Source organism: Mesorhizobium helmanticense (assembly GCF_003034915.1).
GTDB lineage: Bacteria > Pseudomonadota > Alphaproteobacteria > Rhizobiales > Rhizobiaceae > Mesorhizobium > Mesorhizobium helmanticense.
In genome coordinates this window covers 1-21,922 of the sequence record NZ_PZJX01000042.1, presented here as the reverse complement: position 1 = coordinate 21,922, position 21,922 = coordinate 1, and the positions used below count along the sequence as shown (strand labels likewise).

Below are 21,922 nucleotides of genomic sequence, written 5' to 3'. Positions count from 1 at the left end.
TTTATGTGCATGGCCTGCACATTCGGGGTCGGCCTTTGCTCTAGACCAAAGTCGAGGCAAGGTCACGTCTCATGATGGAAGATTCGCCCCTTGTCGCGGCCGCGCCGGTGCTGGTGCCGATGCCGGCCGAGCGGCCCTACACCTATGCCGTGCCCGCCGGCATGCGCGTGGTGCCGGGTTCGATCGTACGCGTGCCGCTCGGCCCGCGCCAGGTCGCCGGCATCGTCTGGGACGGCGCCGTGGAAAAGGTCGATGCGAGGAAATTGCGTCCGATCGAGCAGGTCTTCGACTGTCCGCCGATCGACCGCGCGATGCGCCGCTTCGTCGACTGGCTGGCGCAATACACGCTGTCGGCGCCCGGCATGGTGGCGCGCATGCTGCTCAGGGCACCGGAAGCCTTCGATCCGGAACCGTGGATCGAGGGACTGCAACGCACCCTGGCAATGCCCGACCGCATGACGGATGCGCGCATGCGTGTGCTGGACACGGCCGAAGGCGGGCTTGCCTGGACGCGATCCGGTCTGGCGCACGCGGCCGGCGTGTCGTCGACCGTCATCGATGGGCTGAAGGCGCAAGGCGTGTTCGAGACCGTGATGATCCCGCCGCGGCCGGTGGTCGCAGCACCCGACCCTGACTATGCCCGGCCTTCGCTGATGTCGGACCAGAGCGATGCGGCCGCCATGCTGCGCGCCAATGTCGCGGCCGGCGCATTCGGCGTCACCCTGCTTGACGGGGTGACCGGGTCCGGCAAGACGGAGGTCTATTTCGAGGCGGTGGCCGCCGCGCTCGACCGGGGTAGCCAAGTGCTGATCCTTCTGCCGGAGATCGCGCTGACGCATGCCTTCCTCGAACGCTTCCAGGAGCGGTTCGGCGCCAAGCCGGCGGAATGGCATTCGGATCTGCCGCCAAGGATGCGCGAACGTGTTTGGCGGCAAGTGGCTGAAGGCAACGTGCGCGTCGTCGCCGGGGCGCGTTCGGCGTTGTTCCTGCCGTTCAAGGAGCTTGGGCTGATCGTCGTCGACGAGGAGCACGACCCCGCCTACAAGCAGGAGGACCGCGTCTTCTACAATGCCCGCGACATGGCGGTGGTGCGCGGCCATATCGGCGGCTTCCCGGTCGTGCTCGCCTCGGCGACACCGTCCGTCGAAAGCCGGGTCAATGCGCAACAGGGCCGCTACGGCAGGGCAGTGCTTTCGGGGCGCTTCGCCGAGGCGGCTCTCCCCGCCCTGAAGACGATCGACATGCGGCGCGCGCCGCCGGCGCGTGGCGGCTTCCTGTCACCGGTGCTGCTTGGCCATATGCGCCAGACGCTGGAGAGGAAGGAGCAGTCGTTGCTGTTCCTCAACCGGCGCGGTTATGCGCCGCTGACGTTGTGCCGGGTCTGCGGCCATCGCTTTGGCTGCCCGGTCTGCTCGGCCTGGCTGGTCGAGCACCGCTTTCGCGGCCAGCTCGTCTGCCACCATTGCGGGCACAATGAGAAGCGCCCGGAAGCCTGCCCCGAATGCGGCACGCTCGACCATCTGGTGGCGTGCGGGCCGGGCGTCGAGCGCATCGCCGAGGAGGTGGTGACGCATTTCCCCGACGCCCGCACCATCGTGCTGTCATCCGACCTGATGGGCGGAGTACGACGGCTGAGGCTCGAACTCGAAGCCATCGCCAAGGGCGAAGCTGACATCGTCATCGGCACACAGCTTGTCGCCAAGGGCCATAATTTCCCCGACATGACGCTGGTCGGGGTGGTCGACGCCGATCTCGGTCTCGCCAATGGCGACCCGCGCGCCGCCGAGCGCACGTTCCAACTGCTCAGCCAGGTGACCGGCCGCGCCGGCCGCACCGGCAAGAAGAGCCTTGGCCTGCTGCAAACCTTCCAGCCCGACCATCCGGTGATGCTGGCGATCGTCTCCGGCGATGCCGAGGCTTTTTACGAGCGCGAGATCGCCGAGCGCGAGCGGGCGGCGCTACCGCCTTTCGGCCGCCTGGCCGGCGTCATCGTCAGCGCGGTGACGCGGGCGGAAGCCGAGGGCCATGCGCGGGGCCTGCGCCGCGCCGCGCCCGAAGCCACCGACCTGTTCGTGCTCGGACCGGCTGAGGCGCCGCTGTCATTGCTCGGCGGCCGTCACCGCTTCCGGCTGCTGATCCAGGGCGAAAAGCGCGCCGACATGCAAGGCTTCATCCGCGCCATGCTGGCCAACGGGCCGAAGCAGCGCGGCTCGGTCAGGGTGCAGGTCGATATCGATCCACAGAGCTTTTTGTAAGAACGAGGGTTATGCTGCTGGGTCCCCCTGGGCGAACGGATTCAGGTATGGCACGTCGAGAACTGCGAAATGCCGGACATTGGCTGTTAAGACAGACAGGCCATTCAAACGAGCAGTCGCTGCAATCAGGACATCTGCCAGCCCTGGATTGACGCCTCTGGCATTAGCGCTGTCTTCCAGTCGCCCGGCTTCTCGCCCAATTGCAACATCGACCGGGAGAATGCGCTGGTCGAACTCGACGAGCAAACTTTCGAACCATTGACTGATGCGTTCCACCTTCGCATGTCCACCTGACCGCTTCAGTTTCGTGATGCCTTTTTCCAGCTCTAAAACAACGATCGATGACATATGCCAGGAGCCACGCTCTCTTTGATCGGTGACCCATTTCTGCACGTGCGATGGAAGCAGGGGACGGTCAGGTGCAAAGGCGGAGAGAAAAGACGTGTCAAGCAGATAGTCGCTCAAAATTCGACCTCTCGCGACGGCGATTGGTTCCGCTCAAGCTCGATACCGCCTGGATACTGAAGCAAGAAATCCACGAAGTCTTTTTGGCTGCCTTGCGGATAAAGTTTCCGTCCCTGTTCAATCGGTACAACCATGGCAGTCGGCTTGCCATGCTTGGTGATGGTAGTAGGCTCGCCATTCGCCGCCGCCTCCACAAGCGCAGACAAGCTCGCTTTTGCCTCTCGTACCTGCATTGTCCTCATGGGCGAAACTCCTTGTGGTCTCATGTGGTCACAATATAGGAACTATGCGGGAAAAGGAACAGTCCTCATGAAAACCCTTGGCCTTTTGGGCGGCATGAGCTGGGAATCGACGGCCATCTACTATCGCCTGCTCAACGAGATCGTGCGCGAGCGGCTTGGCGGGCTGCATTCGGCGAAGCTGCTCCTGTGGTCGTTCGACTTTGCCGAGATCGCGGAGCGGCAGCACCACAGCGACTGGGACGGCGCCGGCCTGCTTCTGATTCAGGCCGCGCGCAAGCTCGAGTCCGGCGGGGCTGAAGGTCTGCTGCTGTGCACCAACACAATGCACAAGCTCGCCGATGAGGTGCAGGCTGCCGTGTCAATTCCGCTCATTCATATCGCCGATACCACGGCGGTCGCCGTCAAGAGCGCTGGCGTCGACCGCCCGGCGCTGCTCGCGACCCGCTTCACCATGGAACAGGATTTCTACAAGGGACGGCTCGCCGACCAATACGGTTTGCAACCAGTGGTGCCGGAGCAGGCCGGCCGCGACATGGTGCACAAAGTAATCTACGACGAACTCTGCCAAGGCATCGTCAGCGCCGAATCAAAGGCGGCTTATATCGACGAAATCGCCCGCCTGCGGCGCGATGAGAAGATCGACGGCGTCATCATGGGATGCACCGAGATCACCATGCTGATCGGCCAGCAGGATTTCGACATTCCGGTGTTCGACACGACGCGCATCCATGCCGAGGCAGCGGTAGCATTCGCGCTCTCTTGATGATCTTTTCCGAAAACCGGAATCCACTTTTCTGGATCATGCTCTAAAGTGCCGGCCACCATCTGGCGCGGGGCTTTTCCTTCGTTAGAATGCCCAAAAATTTCGAAACGATCATCTTCGAGGGGACAAGGATGGAATTTGCGTTTCCATGGCCGATGAGCCAGGGCGAGTGGCTGGCATGGTCGAGCGCCGTCGTGACCTTGGCTCTCGGGCTGCTGCTGTTCCTGGCGCCGGGGCTGGCCTTCCGGATTCTGCGGCTGCAGGTCAAGCCCGAAAAGGCGGCGGCGATCGCGGAGGGGCGCGGCCGCATGTCGGGCTTCTATCTCGGCGTCAGCCTGTGCTGCATCCTCTTGGCGCAACCGCTGCTCTACATGGCGCTCGGCTTTTCCTGGCTGTTCACCGCTTTCGGCCGCCTGCTGTCGATGATGTCGGACGGCGCCAACACGCCTTTCAACTGGGTTTCCATCGCAGTGGAATTGGTGCTGGCCGCCCTGCCGCTTGCCTTCGCCTTCGGCTTTTTGCCCTGAATCCAAAGGCTAATCCGGGAGCTTCGGGTGAACCGAGCCACCGGATGCGACAATAGTGCCTGAAAACCATGCGGAAGGACGCATTGCGGTCTTAAAATGCCTGTGCTAGACGGCAATCGACTTTCGACCGGGGATAGCGGAAGCCGCGCCTCCGTGTTTTGAAAAATGCAGTAAGGTCAAAGATTTAGCCAGAGTTTATTGCTCGCGCCAACAATCTGCGGCCTGTCAGACAAGAGAAAAGACGGTCCGTGGCCCAATCGTCATCGCCAATCTCAGGTGTCGCAGAGCGCTATGCGGGTTCGCTGTTCGAACTCGCCCAGCAGGCAAATTCGGTCGCCAAGGTCGAAGCCGACCTCAACAGCTTCCAAGCCATGCTCGACGGCAGCGCCGACCTTGCCCGGCTGATCAAGAGCCCGGTGTTTTCCAGCGAGGACCAGGCCAAGGCCATCGCGGCAATCGCCGACAAGGCCGGGATCACCGGCCTCACCGGTAATTTCCTGCGTGTCGTGGCTGGGAATCGCCGGCTGTTCGCAGTGCCGGGCATGATCAAGGCGTTCCGCCAGATCGCCGCCGAACATCGCGGCGAGGCCGCCGCCGAGGTCACCTCGGCGCATGCGCTGACGGCGGCCCAGCAGACCGAACTCAAGGCGGCGTTGAAGAGCGTTGCCGGCAAGGATGTGGCGATCACTGTCACCGTCGATCCGTCGCTGCTCGGCGGGCTGGTGGTCAAGATGGGCTCGCGCCAGATCGATACGTCGCTCAAAACCAAACTCAATTCGCTCAAGCTTGCACTGAAAGAGGTCGGCTGATGGACATCCGCGCCGCGGAAATTTCCGCAATTCTGAAAGACCAGATCAAGAATTTCGGCAAGGAGGCCGAGGTCTCCGAAGTCGGCCAGGTGCTGTCCGTCGGTGACGGTATCGCCCGTGTCTACGGCCTCGACAACGTCCAGGCCGGCGAGATGGTCGAATTCCCCGGCGGCATCCGCGGCATGGCGCTCAACCTGGAAGCCGACAATGTCGGCGTCGTCATCTTCGGCGCCGACCGCGACATCAAGGAAGGCGACACCGTCAAGCGCACCGGCGCCATCGTCGACGTTCCGGTCGGTCCTGGCCTGCTCGGCCGCGTCGTCGACGCGCTCGGCAATCCGATCGACGGCAAGGGCCCGATCAAGGCAACCGAACGCAAGCGCGTCGACGTCAAGGCGCCCGGCATCATCCCGCGCAAGTCGGTGCATGAGCCGATGTCGACCGGCCTCAAGGCCATCGATGCGCTTATCCCGGTCGGTCGCGGCCAGCGCGAGCTGGTCATTGGCGACCGCCAGACCGGCAAGACCGCCATCATCCTCGACACGATGCTCAACCAGAAAGCGGTGCACGACAACGGCCCGGAGAAGGAAAAGCTCTACTGCGTCTACGTCGCCGTCGGCCAGAAGCGCTCGACCGTCGCGCAGTTCGTCAAGGTGCTGGAGGAGCGCGGCGCGCTCGATTATTCGATCATCATCGCCGCCACCGCGTCCGATCCGGCGCCGATGCAGTTCCTGGCGCCGTTCGCCGGCTGCACCATGGGCGAATATTTCCGCGACAACGGCATGCATGCGCTGATCAGCTATGACGATCTGTCGAAGCAGGCCGTCGCCTATCGCCAGATGTCGCTCCTGCTGCGCCGCCCGCCGGGCCGTGAAGCCTATCCGGGCGACGTGTTCTACCTGCATTCGCGCCTCTTGGAGCGGGCCGCCAAGCTCAATGACGACAATGGCAATGGTTCGCTGACCGCGCTGCCGATCATCGAGACGCAGGCCAACGACGTGTCGGCCTACATCCCGACCAACGTCATTTCGATCACCGACGGCCAGATCTTCCTGGAAACCAATCTGTTCTTCCAGGGCATCCGTCCGGCGGTCAATGTCGGCCTGTCGGTGTCGCGCGTCGGTTCCTCGGCGCAGATCAAGGCGATGAAGCAGGTTGCCGGCTCGATCAAGGGCGAACTCGCGCAGTACCGCGAAATGGCGGCCTTCGCACAGTTCGGCTCCGACCTCGACGCCGCCACGCAGCGCCTGCTCAACCGCGGCTCGCGCCTGACCGAACTTCTGAAGCAGCCGCAGTTCTCGCCGCTGAAGGTCGAAGAGCAGGTCGCGGTGATCTTTGCCGGCGTCAACGGCTATCTCGACAAGCTGGCGGTCAACCAGGTCGGCAAGTTCGAGCATGGGCTGCTCAGCCACATGCGTTCGGCCGGCAAGGACGTGCTCGACGGCATCCGCAAGGAAAAGGCGCTGTCGGACGATCTGCGCGCCAAGCTGAAGGCGGAAATCGACGCCTTCGCCAAGACCTTCGCTTGAACGAAGCCGGGAATCAGGTTTGAAGCATGGCTTCGTTAAAAGACCTTCGTAACCGTATCGCCTCGGTCAAGGCGACGCAGAAGATCACCAAGGCGATGCAGATGGTCGCCGCGGCGAAGCTGCGCCGCGCGCAGGAAGCCGCGGAAGCCGCGCGCCCCTATTCGGAGCGCATGGGCGCGGTGCTGGCCAACATCACCCAGGCGATCGGCGGCGGCGGCGATGCTCCCGCGCTGATGACCGGCACCGGCAAGGATGACGTGCACCTGCTCGTCGTGTGCACCGCCGAGCGCGGCCTGTGCGGCGGCTTCAATTCGCAGATCGCCCGTCTCGCCCGCGACCATATCCGCAAGCTTCTGGCCGACGGCAAGCAGGTCAAGATCATCTGCGTCGGCAAGAAGGGTTTTGACATATTGCGTCGCGACTACGCGGCGCTGATCATCGACCGCGTCGATCTGCGCGAGGTCAAGACGCTGGGCTTCGTCAACGCCGACGCGATCGCCAAGAAGGTGATCAACCTCTTCAACGAGGGCGGCTTCGACATCTGCACGCTGTTCTATTCGCAGTTCAAGTCGGTGATCAGCCAGATCCCGACGGCGCAGCAGATCATCCCGGCCGGCGTGCCATCGGTCGCCGCCGAGACGACGAATGGCGGCAATGCCGTCTATGAATATGAGCCGGAGCCGGGCGAAATCCTCTCCGACCTCATTCCGCGCAACATCTCGGTCCAGGTCTTCCGCGCGCTGCTCGAAAACGCAGCCGGCGAGATGGGCGCCAAGATGAGCGCCATGGACAATGCAACGCGCAACGCCGGCGACATGATCAACAAACTGTCGATCACCTACAACCGCCAGCGCCAGGCGCAGATCACCAAGGAATTGATCGAAATCATTTCGGGCGCCGAGGCGCTCTAGGCGCGCTCGCCAGGAGGTCTACAACCTTCAGGCGGATCGCGTGAGAAACAAAGGACGAGAAGGGTAAAGACGATGGCGAAAGCAGCGACCCCGAAGACGGCGGCTCCAAAGACCGCCGCGAAGACGGCGCCGGCAAAGGCTCCGGCAGCAGCGGCAAAGGCGGCTCCGGCCAAGAAGGCGGCAGCGCCCGCCAAGGCCGCCGCGGCCAAGGCGCCGAGCGTTTCCATCAAGAAAACCGGCCTCGCCGGCAAGGTTCGCCAGGTCATCGGCGCCGTCGTCGACGTGCAGTTCGGCGAGCATCTGCCGGCGATCCTGAACGCGCTGGAAACCTCCAATGTCGGCAATCGCCTGGTGCTCGAGGTTGCCCAGCACCTTGGCGAAAACACCGTGCGCTGCATCGCCATGGACTCGACCGAAGGCCTGGTCCGCGGCCAGGAAGTCTATGACACTGGCGCGCCGATCACCGTGCCGGTCGGCCCGGGCATGCTCGGCCGCATCATCAACGTCATCGGCGAGCCGGTCGACGAGGAAGGCCCGGTCAACGGCATCGAGATGCGCTCGATTCACCAGCCGGCCCCGACCTATGTCGAACAGTCGACGGAAGCGCAGATCCTGGTTACCGGCATCAAGGTTCTCGACCTGCTGGCGCCCTATGCTCGCGGCGGCAAGATCGGCCTGTTCGGCGGCGCCGGCGTCGGCAAGACGGTGCTGATCCAGGAGCTGATCAACAACGTCGCCAAGGCGCATGGCGGCTTCTCGGTGTTCGCCGGCGTCGGCGAGCGCACCCGCGAAGGCAACGATCTTTATCACGAGTTCATCGAGTCCGGCGTCAACAAGAAGGGCGGCGGCGAAGGCTCCAAGGCGGCGCTCGTCTACGGCCAGATGAACGAGCCGCCGGGCGCGCGCGCGCGCGTCGGCCTGACCGGTCTGACGGTCGCCGAATATTTCCGCGACCAGGGCCAGGACGTGCTGTTCTTCGTCGACAACATCTTCCGCTTCACGCAGGCGGGCTCGGAAGTGTCGGCGCTGCTCGGCCGTATTCCTTCGGCCGTGGGCTACCAGCCGACGCTCGCCACCGACATGGGTGCGCTGCAAGAGCGCATCACCACCACCACCAAGGGCTCGATCACCTCGGTGCAGGCGATCTACGTGCCGGCCGACGATCTCACCGACCCGGCGCCGGCGACTTCGTTCGCCCACCTCGACGCGACGACCGTGCTCAACCGCGCGATCTCGGAAAAGGGCATCTATCCGGCGGTCGATCCGCTGGACTCGACCTCGCGCATGCTCGACCCGATGGTCGTCGGCGAGGAGCACTACCAGGTCGCCCGCCAGGTGCAGTCGATCCTCCAGCGCTACAAGTCGCTGCAGGACATCATCGCCATCCTGGGCATGGACGAGCTGTCGGAAGAGGACAAGCAGACGGTTGCCCGCGCCCGCAAGATCGAGCGCTTCCTGTCGCAGCCCTTCTTCGTCGCCGAAGTGTTCACCGGCGCGCCGGGCAAGCTGGTCGACCTCGCCGACACCATCAAGGGCTTCAAGGGTCTCTGCAACGGCGACTACGATCACCTGCCGGAAGCCGCTTTCTATATGGTCGGCGGCATCGAGGAAGCGGTCGAGAAGGCGCAGCGCCTGGCGGCTGAAGCGGCATAATCAAGGCAATAGGGAGTAGTCAGTAGTCAGTAGTGAATAGCAGCTGGGTAATCAGGACAGTTGTCCGTTTCTCCCTACTCCCTACTCACTATTCCCTACTCACTAAATTGACATGGCTGAAGCTTTCCAATTCGAACTGGTCTCGCCCGAGCGCCTGCTTGTCTCCGAGCAGGTCGAATCCGTCGTCATTCCGGGCGCCGAAGGCGAGATGACCGTGATGGCGCACCACGCGCCGGTCATGACCACGATCAAGCCGGGCGTCGTCACGGTGAAGACCGCTGCCGGCAAGGAAGAGCGCTACGTGGTGTTTGGCGGCTTTGCCGACATCGTTCCGGCCGGCTGCACGCTGCTCGCCGAATCGGCGGTCGCCGTCGGCGACATCGATCGCGCCGACCTTGCCCGCCGCATCCAGGAAGCCAAGGAAGACGCAGCCGACGCCAAGGACGACCAGGCCCGCAGCAAGGCCGAGCAGTTCCTTAGCCAGCTCACCACGCTGGAAGGCGCGATCCTGCCGGCGTAAAGTTTCGCGGTCATTAGCGATTGAAAAGCGGGCTTGCCCCGCTTTTTTATTAGATGCCCAGGGCAGCGAAGGCGCCTGCCGGCCCGCCCTGCCGCAGACGTTCGAGATGGGCAGCAGTCAGTCCAATCAGCGTCTGGAGCTCGGTGTGGTCCTTGGCGAAACCGGCAAGGTCGAACACGGTCGCCACCGTCTCTTCTGTCGGCAGGTTGCGGCCAAAAAGCGCCACCAACGGCAGATCCAACGGATCGGTGAAATGATTTTCCGGCAATGTCCTGCCGCGCGCCTCGCAAGCGGCGATCCAGGCGGCGACGACCAGGGTCAGGCGCTCGGGGACGGCACCGGCCTCGCTGCGCTCGATGGCGGAGGCGACGATGCGTTGCGGGAGTTTCTGGCTGCCGTCATTGGCGATCTGCGCCGTGCGGTGGGCAAGCGCGGTGTTCGAAAAACGCCGGGCGAGCTGGGCGATATAGTCTGCCGTGTCGAGCCCGGCGTCCTGCGGCAGCGTCGGGATGGCCTCGGCCCATAATTGGTCGACAAATTGCCGGATCGCCGGATCGGCGAAGGCGCGGTCGACCGTCGCATGGCCGCTCAACAAGCCGAGATAGGCGATGGCCGAATGCGAGCCATTGAGCAGCCTGAGTTTCATGTCCTCGAACGGTCCGACATCGCCGACCATGGTGACGCCAGACTTTTCCCAGGAAGGCCTGCCGGCCGGGAAATCGTCTTCGATCACCCATTGGCGGAACGGCTCGGTCATGACCGGCCAGGCGTCCTCGACGCCGAGCAGGCCAGATATCCGCGTCCGGTCGGTATCGGTGGTCGCCGGCACGATGCGATCGACCATGCTCGACGGAAACGCCACCTCGTCGGCGATATGCTGGGCGAGCGAGGCATCACCAGTGAGCCTGGCATCCCCAGGGACCCGGGCATCGCCCTGTTGGGCGAGCCTGGCATCCCGCAGCGCGGCGAATTCGACCAGCAACCGGTGCAGTGTCGCGCCATTGGCAGGGAGGTTGTCGCAGCAAAGAACCGTGAAGGGCTGACAGCCGGTGGCGCGGCGGCGCGCAAGAGATTCGGCGAGAAAGCCATGCGCCGTCTTCGGCATATGCGGGTTCGCCAAATCGTGGACGATGTCGGGATGAGCCGCGTCGAGCCCGCCGCCGGCCGCCCGCAGATAAGCCTTTTCGGTGATTGTCAGCGTGACGATACGGGTGCGCGGGTCGGTCAGCGCGGCCAGCACCGCGCCGGGATTTTCCGGCGCCACCAGCAGCGAGAGGATCGAACCTATGACGTTCAAGCTTTCGCCGCCGCTGTCCCTGACCGCCAGCGTGTAGAGACCGTCCTGCGGCGCCAGCGCATCGCGTGTGTCGCCGCTGCGCAGCGAGACGCCGACAATGCCCCAATCCGTCTCGCCCGCCGCCAGACACTCATCGACATAGGCCGCTTGGTGAGCGCGATGGAAGGCGCCGACGCCGAGATGGACGATGCCAGGCGCAATGCGGGCGCGGTCATATGAGGGAACAGCGACCGAAGCCGGCAATGCCTGAACCGTGTCGTTGGAAAGTCTGCTCGTCATGGTGCGGCGTGTCCGGTCGGATTGCGTGGATCATCATTAGGGATGATCGGCGGCGGCGTAACATCCGGCTCCGTTTCGTACAATGGGCAGCTCGCGCAAAGTCATCATACAACAATTCACTTTTTGTATGTTGACATTATTTCCTATCGTCCCTACCGATGATCCTTGGGAGGACCGAAATGGCAGGATTGACCGATCCGGATCTGCTGTTTGCCGGCGAGGGGCGCTCGCTTTTGCTCGCCCGCGATCTCTATGCCGGCATCAAGGATCTGCCCATAGTCAGCCCGCACGGTCATACAGATCCGCGCTGGTATGCGCTCAACGAACCATTTTCCGATCCGGCGCAATTGCTTGTCGTGCCGGATCACTACATTTTCCGCATGCTGTTCAGCCAGGGCGTGCGCCTCGAGGATCTCGGCGTTTCGGGCCTGGACGGCTCGCCCGCGGAAGCCGACGGCAGAGCAATCTGGCGGCGCTTTGCCGAGCACTATTATCTGTTTCGCGGCACGCCGACCCGCTTGTGGCTCGACCATGTGCTTGCTCATCTGTTCGGCATTGAAGAGCCGCTGAACGCGGCGACGGCCGACCGTCACTACGACATGATTGCGACGCTGCTGCAGTGGGAGAATTTCCGTCCGCGCGCCCTGTTCGAGCGCTTCAACATCGAGGTCATCGCGACGACGGACGGCGCGCTCGACGATCTCGAATGGCACAAGGCGATCCGCGACAGTGGCTGGGAAGGCCGCGTCATTCCCACCTATCGGCCGGATGCAGTGATCGACCCGGACTTCGAGGGTTTTTCAGCCTATCTCGACCGGCTTGGCGAGATCAGCGGCTGCGACACCGGCAGCTGGGCCGGCTATCTCGACGCGCATCGCCAGCGGCGCGCCTTCTTCAAGGGTTTCGGCGCAACCGCGTCCGATCATGGCCATCCGACGGCGGAGACCGCCAATCTTTCCGATGCGGCAGCGCAAGAGCTGTTCAACCGTATCCGCCGGGGCTCGGATGATGAGCGCGAGCGCAAACTGTTTCGCGCCCAGATGCTGACCGAGATGGCCAAGATGAGCCGCGACGACGGGCTGGTGATGCAAATCCATCCCGGTTCCTGGCGCAACCATTCACCTTCCATGTTTCAGAAGTTCGGCAGGGACAAGGGTTTCGATATTCCGACGCGGACGGACTATGTGACGGCGCTGAAGCCGCTGCTCGACTGCGTCGGGCTGGAGCGCGACCTGACCATCGTCCTCTTCACGCTCGACGAGACCAGCTATGCCCGCGAATTGGCGCCGCTTGCCGGCGTCTACCCGGCGCTGAGGCTGGGACCGGCCTGGTGGTTCCACGACAGTCCGGAGGGCATGCGCCGCTTCCGCGAGATGACCACGGAAACGGCCGGCTTCTACAACACCGTCGGCTTCAACGACGACACCCGCGCCTTTCCGTCGATCCCCGCCCGACACGATGTGGCGCGCCGGGTCGACTGCGCCTATCTCGCCCGCCTCGTCGCCGAGCATCGGCTGCGTGAAGACGAGGCGCATGAGTTGGCAAAGGAGCTTGCCTATACGCTTGCGAAAAAAGCTTATCGGCTCTGAAGGGGCAACTCGCCCGCAATGCAAAGGGAGGAAACCATGTTGCATTTTTCAAGACTGGCGGGAGCTGCGCTGCTTGCCGCCGCCCTGATGGCCGGACCGGCAAGCGCCCAGACGGTTCTGCGCTCGTCCGACACGCACCCGGACGGCTATCCGACGGTGGAGGCGGTCAAATATTTCGGCGAGCTGGTGAAGGAGCGTACGGCCGGCCGCTACGCGGTCGAACTCTATCATTCCGCGCAGCTCGGCGAGGAAAAGGACACGATCGAGCAGGTGCGCGCCGGCGTGATCGACCTCAACCGCATCTCGATGGCGCCGTTCAACGGGCTCATCCCCGAAACCACCGTGCCCTCGCTGCCCTACATCTTCCGCTCGGAAGACCATATGCACAAGGTCATGGACGGAGCGGTCGGCGACCAGATCGCGGCGGCGTTCGAACAGGTCGGGCTGGTGCTGCTCGCCTTTTATGACGGCGGGGCACGCTCGTTCTACAATTCGAAGAAGCCGATCAACTCCGTAGCCGATCTGGCCGGCATGAAGTTCCGCGTCATCCAGTCCGACATCTTCGTCGACATGGTGGCGGCACTCGGCGCCAACGCGACGCCGATGCCGTATGGCGAGGTGTATTCGGCGATCGAGACCGGGGTTATCGACGGCGCGGAGAACAATTTCCCGAGCTATGACACCGCCAAGCATGCGGAAGTCGCCAAGTTCTATTCGCTCGACGAGCACACGATGGTGCCGGAAGCCTTCGTCATGGCGAAGTCGAGCTGGGACAAGCTGACGCCGGAGGACCAGGCGATCTTCAAGGCGGCCGCCAAGGAAAGCGTCGCCAGGCAGCGCGAGCTGTGGACCGCCAAGGTCAAGGAATCGCGCGCCAAGGTCGAGGCGGCCGGTTCGCAGATCACGACGCCGGACAAGCAGCCCTTCATCGACGCGATGGGTCCGGTCTACGAGAAGCACGTCAAAGACGACAAGCTGAAGGCCATGGTCGAGGCCATCAAGGCCGTGCAGTGATCAAGCGGCGGCGCGGGTATTCTCGCGCCGCCATCCTCCTACGGAGAAAACCGGTGACCTCCAGCCCAGAACAGAGATTGCCCCTATCCGGTGTCGCGCGCGTGATGTCGCGCGTCAGCACAACGGCGCTGTGGATCGCCGGCATCGGGCTGGTGCTGATGACCGTCTTCGTCGCCTGGCAGGTGTTCGGCCGCTATGTTCTGAACCGCTCGCCAAGCTGGACCGAGCAGGGCTCGGTTATGCTGATGAGCTGGTTCATTTTCCTCGGCGCCGCAGTCGGGGTGCGCGAGAACTATCACCTCGGCTTCGACGTTCTGCTCTACGTGCTGCCGAAAGGCGGCAAGCGTTGGCTGCGGATGATCTCGGACCTCGTCGCGCTCGCCTTCGGCATCGGCATGATCTGGTATGGCAGCCAGCTGGTCGCATTGACCTGGGGCGCTACCCTGCCGTCGCTCGGCATATCGGGAGGCTGGGACTACGTTCCGCTTGTCGCGGGAGGCGTGCTCGTCGTGCTCTTCACGCTGGAGCGCATCGTGCTTCGCCTCTCCGGCGAGCCGATCGACGATGTGCTCGATGAATTGCCGCCGGCGGAAGTCGCAGCCGAACTCGACACGGCTGATGTGAAGGTCTGACGCCATGGAACTCTGGATCCTCTTCGGTGTCTTCACCCTTTTGATGCTTATCGGCACGCCGATCGCTTTCTGCCTCGGCGTCGCAAGCTTTGCCACCGTCCTCTACATGGGCCTGCCGCCGCTCATCGTCTTCCAGCGCCTGAATTCCGGCATGAGCGTCTTTTCGCTGCTGGCCATTCCCTTCTTCATCTACGCCGGCGACTTGATGGTGCGCGGTGGCATCGCCAGCAAGATCGTTGCCTTCGCCGGCTCGCTCGTCGGCCATTTGCGCGGCGGCCTCGGGCAGGTCAACATCGCGACCGCTACACTGTTCGGCGGTATTTCGGGCTCGGCGGTGGCCGAGGCAGCGGCGGTAGGCGGCTTGATGATCCCGCAGATGAAGGCGCGTGGATATGGAGCGGATTACGCCGTCAACGTCACGTCGATGGCAGCGCTGATCGCGCTGCTCCTGCCGCCGTCGCACAACATGATCATCTACTCCATCTCGGCAGGTGGAAAGATCTCCATCGCCGACCTGTTCACGGCCGGCATCATCCCGGGCCTGCTGTTGGCCCTGTCACTGATGGTCACCGCCTATTTCGTGGCGCGCTCCCGCGGCTATCCGACCGAGCCGTTTCCGGGCTTCACCGCCGTCGCGCATCTGTTCGCCGTCGCGGTGCCCGGCCTGCTGCTGATCGCGATCATCTTCGGCGGCGTACGATCGGGCGTTTTCACGGCAACCGAGAGTTCCTGCATTGCCGTCATCTATGCGTTGCTGGTTACTGTCTTCGTCTACCGGCAGATGACTTGGGAAAGTTTCGTTCATGCCACCCATGGTGCCGTGCGCACCACGGCCATGGTGCTGCTCATCATCGGCATGGCGGCGTCGTTCTCGTGGTTGATGGCCTTCCTGAAAGTGCCGGCGGCGCTCATCGCCTCCATGAACGCGATCTCGGACGATCCGCTGGTGGTGCTTCTTCTGCTCAACGTCTTGATGCTGTTCCTCGGCACCTTCATGGACATGGGGCCGACGATCATCATCTGCACGCCGATCTTCCTGCCCGTGGCGCAGGCCTATGGCGTCGATCCGGTGCATTTCGGCGTCATCATGATCCTGAACTTCGGCATCGGGCTGAACACGCCGCCGGTGGGCGCAGTGCAGTTCGTCGCCTGCGCCGTGGGCAAGATATCCGTCTGGGAAGCCATGCGCTCGATCTGGCCGTTCTACGGCGCGGGCCTCGTGGTGCTGGGGCTCGTCACTTACATTCCGGCGATCTCGCTCTGGCTGCCGGGCGTGTTCAAATAGGGGTTGGCAATGGCATCTGACATGGCGACCAGCCTGAAGGTCGAACGCAAACCAAAGCTTTCGGAAACCGTTGTCGCGGCGCTCCGCAAGCAGTTGCATGCGGGCGAGATCCAGCCGGGGCAGAAGCTGCCGACCGAGGGCCAGCTGACCGAGACCTTCGGCGTCAGCCGCACCGTCATCCGCGAGGCGCTGGCCAAGCTTGCCGCCGACGGCCTTGTCGAGCCGCGCCAGGGCGCCGGCGTCTTTGCCACCGAGCATATTTCGACGATGTTCGGCGCGCTGGCCGCCGACATGGGAGCCAAGGATTCGATCGCGCTCAACGTGCTCGAGGTGCGGCTGGCGATCGAGATCGAATCCGCCGGGCTTGCTGCCGTCCGCCGCAACGCCGCGCAGGAAGCCGCGATCCAGGAAGCGTTCTTCGAGTTCGAGCGGCTGCTGCTCAATAGCGAGCCGACCGGTCCGGCCGATCTCGCCTTCCATCGGGCGATCGCCCGCGCCACCAACAACCCGTTCTATGTCGAGATGCTCGATGTGCTGGGACGGCGCGCCATCCCTTGCGACGTGACCTCGCCATGGTCCACCGAGATCGCCCAGTCCGACGTCTACCAACGCGGGCTGCAACGCGAGCACCTGGTGATCCTGAACGCGATTTCTGCGGGCGATGCCGAGGCGGCCCGCGAGGCCATGCGCGCGCATCTCAGCGCCAGCCAGCAACGCTATCGCGAGCGTCTGCATGCACGACAGGTTTTTTATGCCGATTCGGTCAAGGCCGCGGCAACCGAATGATCCTCTCGAAGTCAGGGCAGCAATGAATCAGATTCACAATCAAACGGACTTCACATCGCGCTTCGCCATCGACCCCGTTGCCGCCGCGGCGATGGGAACGGACGAGCTTCGTCACAATTTCCTGATCGAAGGCCTGTTTCAGCCCGGCCGCATCAGCCTGACCTATTCCCACTATGATCGTATGATCGTCGGCGGCGCCATGCCCGCTGAGGCACCGCTGCCGCTCGAAGCGATCAAGCCGACGGGGACCAAGACTTTTCTCGACCGCCGCGAAATGATCGCCGTCAACATCGGCGGCGCCGGCGCCGTGAGGGCCGGAGGCCAGTCCTATGAATTGCAGGCGCGCGATATGCTCTATCTGGGCATGGGCGCCAATGAGGTGTCGTTCGCTTCGGTCGATCCGGCCGAGCCGGCTAAATTCTACCTGCTCAGCGCGCCGGCGCATCAGAGCCATCCCAGCAGGCTCATCCGCATCGGCGACGCCAAACGGCTCGATCTCGGCAGCCAGGCGACTTGCAATGAACGCTCGATCTTCCAGTTCATCCATGCCGACGGCGTGAAGACCTGCCAACTGGTCGTCGGCATGACGCAGCTTGCGCCGGGCTCGGTCTGGAACACCATGCCGTGCCACGTGCATGACCGGCGCATGGAGGCCTATCTCTATTTCGATCTGCCGGAAGCGGCGCGCGTGTTCCATTTCATGGGCGAGCCGGATGAGACACGCCACCTCGTCATGCGCAACGAGGAAGCGGTGCTGTCGCCGGGATGGTCGATCCATTCGGGCGCCGGCACCTCCAGCTACGCCTTCATCTGGGCGATGGCCGGCGACAATGTCGACTATACCGATGTTGATCCGGTGGCGATGGAAGAGCTGCGGTGAGCGCCGCTTTCAGCCTCGCCGGCAAGCGCATCCTGGTCACCGGCGCCAACACTGGCATCGGCCAGGGTATCGCCCTGTCGATCGCGCGCGCCGGCGGCGCGGTGGTCGGCGTCGGCCGCTCGGCGATGGACGACACGGCACGGAAGGTCGCGGCGGTGGGCGGGACGTTCGCGGCCGTGGCCGCCGACCTTGCCGATCCCGCTGCTGCCGCCAGCATGCTCGATCGCGTCTGGGACGAGCAGGGGCCGCTCGATGGGCTGGTCAACAATGCCGGCATCATCCGGCGCGCCGATGCGGTCGAATTGACCGAAGCCGATTGGGACGAGGTGATGGACATCAATTTAAAGACGGTCTTTTTCCTCTGCCAGAACTTTGCCAGGCGGGCGTTTGCCGGCGGACGCAAGGGCAAGATCGTCAACATCGCCTCCGTGCTGAGTTTCCAGGGCGGCATCCGCGTTGCTTCCTACACCGCCTCGAAACATGGCGTGCTCGGCATTACGCGGCTGCTCGCCTGCGAATGGGCGACAAAAGGCATCAACGTCAACGGCATCGCGCCCGGTTATATCGAGACCAACAATACCGAGGCGCTGCGCGCCGATCCCGACCGCAGCGCTTCGATCCTGTCGCGCATTCCGGCCGGGCGCTGGGGCGTACCGGAAGACATCGGCGACGCCGCCGTGTTCCTGCTGGCGCCGGCGTCCAACTATATGCATGGCGCGGTGATGCCGGTGGACGGCGGCTGGCTGGCGCGATGAGAGGATGAGGATCTGGCGATGACTGGAACGAAGATTTTCGCCCATGCCGGCGAGGCCGCGTGGACGCCGACACCGGATGGCAACCGCAGGCGCGTTCTGCTGCACACCGACGAGCTGATGATGGTCGAATTCGGCTTCGACAAGGGCGGCGTCGGTGCGCTGCATTCGCACCCGCATGTCCAGGCGAGCTACGTCGCCGAGGGCCGCTTCGAGGTCACCATCGACGGCAGGACGGAAATCCTGGAAGCCGGGAGCAGCTTCATCGTCCCGTCCAGCCTTGTCCACGGCGTCAGGGCGCTCGACGCGGGTCGCCTGGTCGACAGTTTTACGCCGCACCGCGCCGACTTTCTCGACTGACGACATTTCGCAAACGAAATCCCGCGCCTCCGGAGAGGCGCGGGTTGTTGCCTGGGCGCCTTGCGGCGCCGCGGTACTCGAAACATCACCGCAGGACCCGAAGCTGGCGAATCTTGGTGAAGATAGGATTAACCGGCCGGAGTGGTGCGTTCTTTGTACGAAAGCGAACAGGGCTGGAATCACGATCCAATATCAGTCAATGAAGGGGATGCTCTTCAGCCACTCTCCACGCCGCCTTTCCGGGCGGCGCCGATTGTAGAAATTCCCTGATGCAGATATCGCCAATGAGCGCCCCGGCAGAGGATCCCAAACGGCGCGTCCTGAAGGACGTGTTCGGCTTCGACGATTTTCGTCCCGGCCAGGCACCCGTCATGGAGACGCTGCTGGCCGGGGGTCATGTGCTGGCCGTCATGCCGACGGGGGCGGGCAAATCGCTCTGCTACCAGGTGCCGGCGCTGGTTCTGGGTGGGCTCACTCTTGTCGTGTCGCCGCTGGTTGCGCTGATGCAGGATCAGGTCGCGGCATTGCGGCTTGCCGGCGTGGCGGCCGATACGATCAATTCCTCACTCGACCGCGAGGCCAATGTCGCGGCATGGCGCCGCGTCGCGGCGGGCCAGACACGCCTGCTCTATCTCGCGCCGGAGCGGCTGATGACCGAGCGTATGCTCGAGGCGCTGGCAAGGCTCGACATAAGCTTGATCGCCATCGACGAGGCGCATTGCATTTCGCAATGGGGACCGGCGTTCCGGCGCGAATATGAGGAGCTGTCGCGGCTCTCCGGCATCTTCCCAGATGTGCCGATCATCGCACTGACGGCGACAGCGGACGAGGCCACGCGCACCGACATAGCCGCGCGGTTGTTCGCGGGGCGCGTCGAGAGCCTGGTGCTGGGGTTCGACCGGCCGAACATCAAGCTCGGCATCGAGGCCAAGCAGAACAGCAAGCGCCAGTTGCTGGATTTCGTGCAGCGTCATGCTGGCCGCAGCGGCATCGTCTATTGCCTGTCGCGCAAGAAGACGGAAGAGATGGCGGCGTTCCTCGAACAGAACGGCGTCACCGCGCTCGCCTATCATGCCGGCATGAGCAAGGACGCGCGTGAAGCGAATCAAAACGCTTTCATGACCTTGTCCGGCGTCGTCATGGTGGCGACCATCGCCTTCGGCATGGGCATCGACAAGCCTGACGTAGCCTATGTCTTCCACACCGATATGCCGGGCAGCCTGGAGGCTTACTATCAGGAGATCGGCCGCGCCGGCCGCGACGGACGGAAGGCCGAGGCGCATATGCTGTACGGCCTCGGCGACATCCGCATGCGGCGCCTCTTCATCGACGACGAGGACGCATCGGCGGAGCACAAAAGGCGGGCGCATCGCCGGCTCGATACGCTGATCGGCTATTGCGAGACGGCGCAGTGCCGCCGCCAGGTGCTGCTTGGCTATTTCGGCGAGGAAGCGCCGCCATGCGGCAATTGCGACAACTGCCTCGATCAGGTGCCGCGCGCGGATGGTACGGCTGAAGCGCGCATCATCCTGGCGGCCGTTGCGCAGAGCGGCGAACGCTTCGGTGCGGCCCATGTCATCGACATTCTGCTCGGCCATGAAACCGAGAAGGTGCTGGCCAGATGCCATGAAAGGCTCGCCAGCTTCGGCGGCGGAGTGGCGCACAAGAAGGATTTCTGGCTGTCGCTGATCCGGCAGCTTGTCGCTGGCGGTTTCCTGGAGCCGGATCCGTCCGGCCATGGCGGTCTCGCCATCGCCGAAAAGGGCCATGCGCTCGGCCGTGGCGAGATTCCGTTCCAGTATCGCGTCGAGACGCGGCATCGCGCCGCGCGCGGCAAGCTGCGTTCCGCCGGAGGTATTGCGGATACCGAAGGTCTCGATGCTTCGCTGCTGGCCGCGCTCAAGGCGCTGCGGCTGCGCCTTGCCAAGGAACGCCAGGTGCCGGCCTATGTGATCTTCTCCGATCGCACGCTGATCGACATGGCTGAGCGCCGCCCGCGCGACCTCGACGCTTTCGCCGAAGTGAATGGCGTCGGCGCCGCAAAGCTCAGGGAGTTTGGGGAGATGTTCCTGAACGCGATTGCTGCGCACCACTAGGTGGTATGGCTAAGGATCATGGCCGGACCGCGCGAGCTGGGGCAGTCGGAAGTAGCCGCCGCCGAAGGACATTTGGCCCTTCATCAGCGCCGATGAAGCGTCGTTGGCCGTTGCAAGCGCGGATGAAGCGACGGCGTCGTGTTCTCGCTCATTGGCGAGCGGCCGTCGTTGGCCGTGTCCTTCATCACGTTGTGGTCCTCGATGTCGGGTCGGCCGTACGCCGATTCTTGGCAGGCAACGAGGGCCGTCTGTTTGGTCTTGCTTGACCACGGCAGCCCTCGCCGGACGTTGTCCCCTGCCAGAGATCAAGTCACAAAGAATGAGCTTGCGGTAAGCGAGAGGCCTGGAGAAAGGGTGGCGAACTGTATCTGAGCCGCGCCGCCAATGCCGTCGTTGTCGAAAGAGAGCGCCCCGGTTGAGCTGTTGTAGATGATGTGGTCGGAGCTGTCGTGCGCGGCCGCGCCCTCAAAGAAAGCGGCGGCTGTGAGCGCACCCGCGCCCAGCCCGGCAAAAATGGCGTTCTCGAGGTGGATCTTGTCCTGGGACGCGTTGAAGTCGGTGATCCTGTCGACATTGCCGCTACCAAGAGCGGTATTGAAAACGAAGGTGTCGTTGCCGCCGTAGCCTCTCATCGTGTCGGCGCCACCCAAACCGTTGATGACATTGGCGCCGGCATTGCCCTGTATGGTCTGGGCGAAATCATTGCCGGTCAGGTTGATCGCCGCCGTGCTGTCGGCGTTCGTGGTCGTAAGAATCTCGATCTGCGCATCGGACGAACGCGAAAGCGCAAATGTCGTCGAGGTGCGGACCATGTCGGTGCCGCCGCCCGCCGCCTCGATCACCCTGTCGCCGGCGTTGTCGACATAGTAGGTGTCGTTGCCGCCAAAGCCGCTCATCTTATCGGCACCGCCACCGCCGCTGATGACGTTGGCGCCGGCATTGCCCTGGATGGTCTGGGCCAGCGTGTTGCCATTCAGGTTGATTGCGGTGGTGCCGGCGTCGTTCGTGGTGCCAAGGACTTCGATCGACGAGCCGGCCGCGAGCGCATAGCTCACAGAGGTCCACACCCTGTCCTGGCCCTGGCCAGCGGACTCGACCACTTTGTCGCCGGCATGGTCGACATAGTACTCGTCGTTGCCGCCATAGCCGACCATCGTGTGAGCACCAGTAGCCCGAAGGACATCGCCGCCGCTGGAGCCATAGACAGTATCGGTATCGGTGGTCGGCGGTGGGGTGGTCGGCGGTGGGGTGGTCGGAGGTGGAGTTGTGGTGGTGCTG

21 protein-coding genes are annotated in these 21,922 nt (G+C 63.8%); 17 read left to right on the top strand and 4 right to left on the bottom strand.

All coding sequences use genetic code 11. The features are described 5' to 3' along the window. Positions 1 to 71: 71 nt before the first annotated feature. Positions 72 to 2,255 (top strand): primosomal protein N', encoded by a 2,184-nt coding sequence (locus tag C9427_RS22845; protein WP_107651358.1) that lies wholly within the window; start codon positions 72 to 74, stop codon positions 2,253 to 2,255. 9 nt (positions 2,256 to 2,264) lie between these two features. Here C9427_RS22845 and C9427_RS22840 read toward each other — a convergent pair whose 3' ends face one another. Both C9427_RS22840 and C9427_RS22835 read right to left on the bottom strand, forming a co-directional pair. Further along, complete coding sequence (locus C9427_RS22840) at positions 2,265 to 2,720, bottom strand: type II toxin-antitoxin system VapC family toxin (RefSeq protein WP_107651357.1); 456 nt, start codon at positions 2,718 to 2,720, stop codon at positions 2,265 to 2,267. Continuing rightward, a complete protein-coding gene (locus C9427_RS22835; protein WP_107651356.1) occupies positions 2,717 to 2,962 on the bottom strand; it encodes a type II toxin-antitoxin system Phd/YefM family antitoxin in 246 nt (81 codons plus the stop codon). Before C9427_RS22835 ends, C9427_RS22840 begins: the two co-directional genes overlap by 4 nt. Positions 2,963 to 3,029: 67 nt before the next feature. Between C9427_RS22835 and C9427_RS22830 the strand changes: the two genes are divergently transcribed. The 7 genes from C9427_RS22830 (at position 3,030) to C9427_RS22800 (ending at position 9,674) form a co-directional block, all read left to right on the top strand. Continuing rightward, positions 3,030 to 3,725, top strand: a complete 696-nt coding sequence (locus tag C9427_RS22830; RefSeq protein WP_107651355.1) for an aspartate/glutamate racemase family protein — start codon at positions 3,030 to 3,032, stop codon at positions 3,723 to 3,725. Between the two features lie 131 nt (positions 3,726 to 3,856). Further along, positions 3,857 to 4,252 carry an AGROH133_08824 family phage infection protein gene (locus C9427_RS22825; RefSeq protein ID WP_097574547.1) on the top strand — a complete coding sequence of 132 codons (396 nt, stop codon included), beginning with the start codon at positions 3,857 to 3,859 and terminating at the stop codon, positions 4,250 to 4,252. Positions 4,253 to 4,500: 248 nt separating this feature from the next. Beyond that, complete coding sequence (locus C9427_RS22820; RefSeq protein WP_107651354.1) at positions 4,501 to 5,061, top strand: F0F1 ATP synthase subunit delta; 561 nt, start codon at positions 4,501 to 4,503, stop codon at positions 5,059 to 5,061. Then, positions 5,061 to 6,590, top strand: a complete 1,530-nt coding sequence (gene atpA / locus C9427_RS22815; RefSeq protein ID WP_107651353.1) for a F0F1 ATP synthase subunit alpha — start codon at positions 5,061 to 5,063, stop codon at positions 6,588 to 6,590. The genes C9427_RS22820 and atpA overlap by 1 nt, the downstream gene beginning before the upstream one ends. A gap of 26 nt (positions 6,591 to 6,616) precedes the next feature. Further along, positions 6,617 to 7,501: a F0F1 ATP synthase subunit gamma gene (locus tag C9427_RS22810; protein ID WP_107651352.1), complete on the top strand. Its 885-nt coding sequence runs from the start codon at positions 6,617 to 6,619 to the stop codon at positions 7,499 to 7,501. 72 nt (positions 7,502 to 7,573) lie between these two features. Then, positions 7,574 to 9,154: a F0F1 ATP synthase subunit beta gene (atpD, locus tag C9427_RS22805; protein WP_167434449.1), complete on the top strand. Its 1,581-nt coding sequence runs from the start codon at positions 7,574 to 7,576 to the stop codon at positions 9,152 to 9,154. Positions 9,155 to 9,266: 112 nt separating this feature from the next. After that, entirely contained in the window at positions 9,267 to 9,674 is a 408-nt protein-coding gene (locus C9427_RS22800; RefSeq protein WP_107651351.1) for a F0F1 ATP synthase subunit epsilon, read from the top strand. A gap of 49 nt (positions 9,675 to 9,723) precedes the next feature. On the opposite strand, the gene C9427_RS22795 is transcribed toward C9427_RS22800, so the two are convergent. Beyond that, positions 9,724 to 11,250 (bottom strand): mannitol dehydrogenase family protein, encoded by a 1,527-nt coding sequence (locus C9427_RS22795; protein ID WP_107651350.1) that lies wholly within the window; start codon positions 11,248 to 11,250, stop codon positions 9,724 to 9,726. Positions 11,251 to 11,429: 179 nt separating this feature from the next. Here C9427_RS22795 and uxaC point away from each other — a divergent pair, with 179 nt between their 5' ends. The 9 genes from uxaC to recQ all read left to right on the top strand — a co-directional run bounded on the left by uxaC (position 11,430) and on the right by recQ (position 20,644). Continuing rightward, positions 11,430 to 12,839: a glucuronate isomerase gene (gene uxaC, locus C9427_RS22790; RefSeq protein ID WP_107651401.1), complete on the top strand. Its 1,410-nt coding sequence runs from the start codon at positions 11,430 to 11,432 to the stop codon at positions 12,837 to 12,839. 36 nt (positions 12,840 to 12,875) lie between these two features. Next, positions 12,876 to 13,853, top strand: coding sequence for a TRAP transporter substrate-binding protein (locus tag C9427_RS22785; RefSeq protein ID WP_107651349.1), 978 nt, complete (start codon positions 12,876 to 12,878; stop codon positions 13,851 to 13,853). 104 nt (positions 13,854 to 13,957) lie between these two features. Beyond that, positions 13,958 to 14,485 (top strand): TRAP transporter small permease, encoded by a 528-nt coding sequence (locus C9427_RS22780; RefSeq protein WP_107651348.1) that lies wholly within the window; start codon positions 13,958 to 13,960, stop codon positions 14,483 to 14,485. A gap of 4 nt (positions 14,486 to 14,489) precedes the next feature. After that, a complete protein-coding gene (locus tag C9427_RS22775) occupies positions 14,490 to 15,770 on the top strand; it encodes a TRAP transporter large permease (RefSeq protein WP_107651347.1) in 1,281 nt (426 codons plus the stop codon). Positions 15,771 to 15,779: 9 nt separating this feature from the next. Beyond that, positions 15,780 to 16,556, top strand: coding sequence for a FadR/GntR family transcriptional regulator (locus C9427_RS22770; protein ID WP_107651346.1), 777 nt, complete (start codon positions 15,780 to 15,782; stop codon positions 16,554 to 16,556). A 22-nt stretch (positions 16,557 to 16,578) separates the two neighbouring features. Beyond that, complete coding sequence (gene kduI, locus C9427_RS22765; protein ID WP_107651345.1) at positions 16,579 to 17,436, top strand: 5-dehydro-4-deoxy-D-glucuronate isomerase; 858 nt, start codon at positions 16,579 to 16,581, stop codon at positions 17,434 to 17,436. Continuing rightward, complete coding sequence (gene kduD / locus C9427_RS22760; RefSeq protein WP_107651344.1) at positions 17,433 to 18,191, top strand: 2-dehydro-3-deoxy-D-gluconate 5-dehydrogenase KduD; 759 nt, start codon at positions 17,433 to 17,435, stop codon at positions 18,189 to 18,191. Before kduI ends, kduD begins: the two co-directional genes overlap by 4 nt. 18 nt (positions 18,192 to 18,209) lie before the next feature. Continuing rightward, positions 18,210 to 18,548, top strand: a complete 339-nt coding sequence (locus C9427_RS22755) for a cupin domain-containing protein (protein WP_107651343.1) — start codon at positions 18,210 to 18,212, stop codon at positions 18,546 to 18,548. 284 nt (positions 18,549 to 18,832) lie between these two features. Then, positions 18,833 to 20,644 (top strand): DNA helicase RecQ, encoded by a 1,812-nt coding sequence (gene recQ, locus C9427_RS22750; protein WP_245437147.1) that lies wholly within the window; start codon positions 18,833 to 18,835, stop codon positions 20,642 to 20,644. 305 nt (positions 20,645 to 20,949) lie between these two features. On the opposite strand, the gene C9427_RS22745 is transcribed toward recQ, so the two are convergent. Next, a partial coding sequence (locus C9427_RS22745; protein ID WP_146172581.1) for a calcium-binding protein occupies positions 20,950 to 21,922 on the bottom strand: 973 nt, incomplete at its 5' end.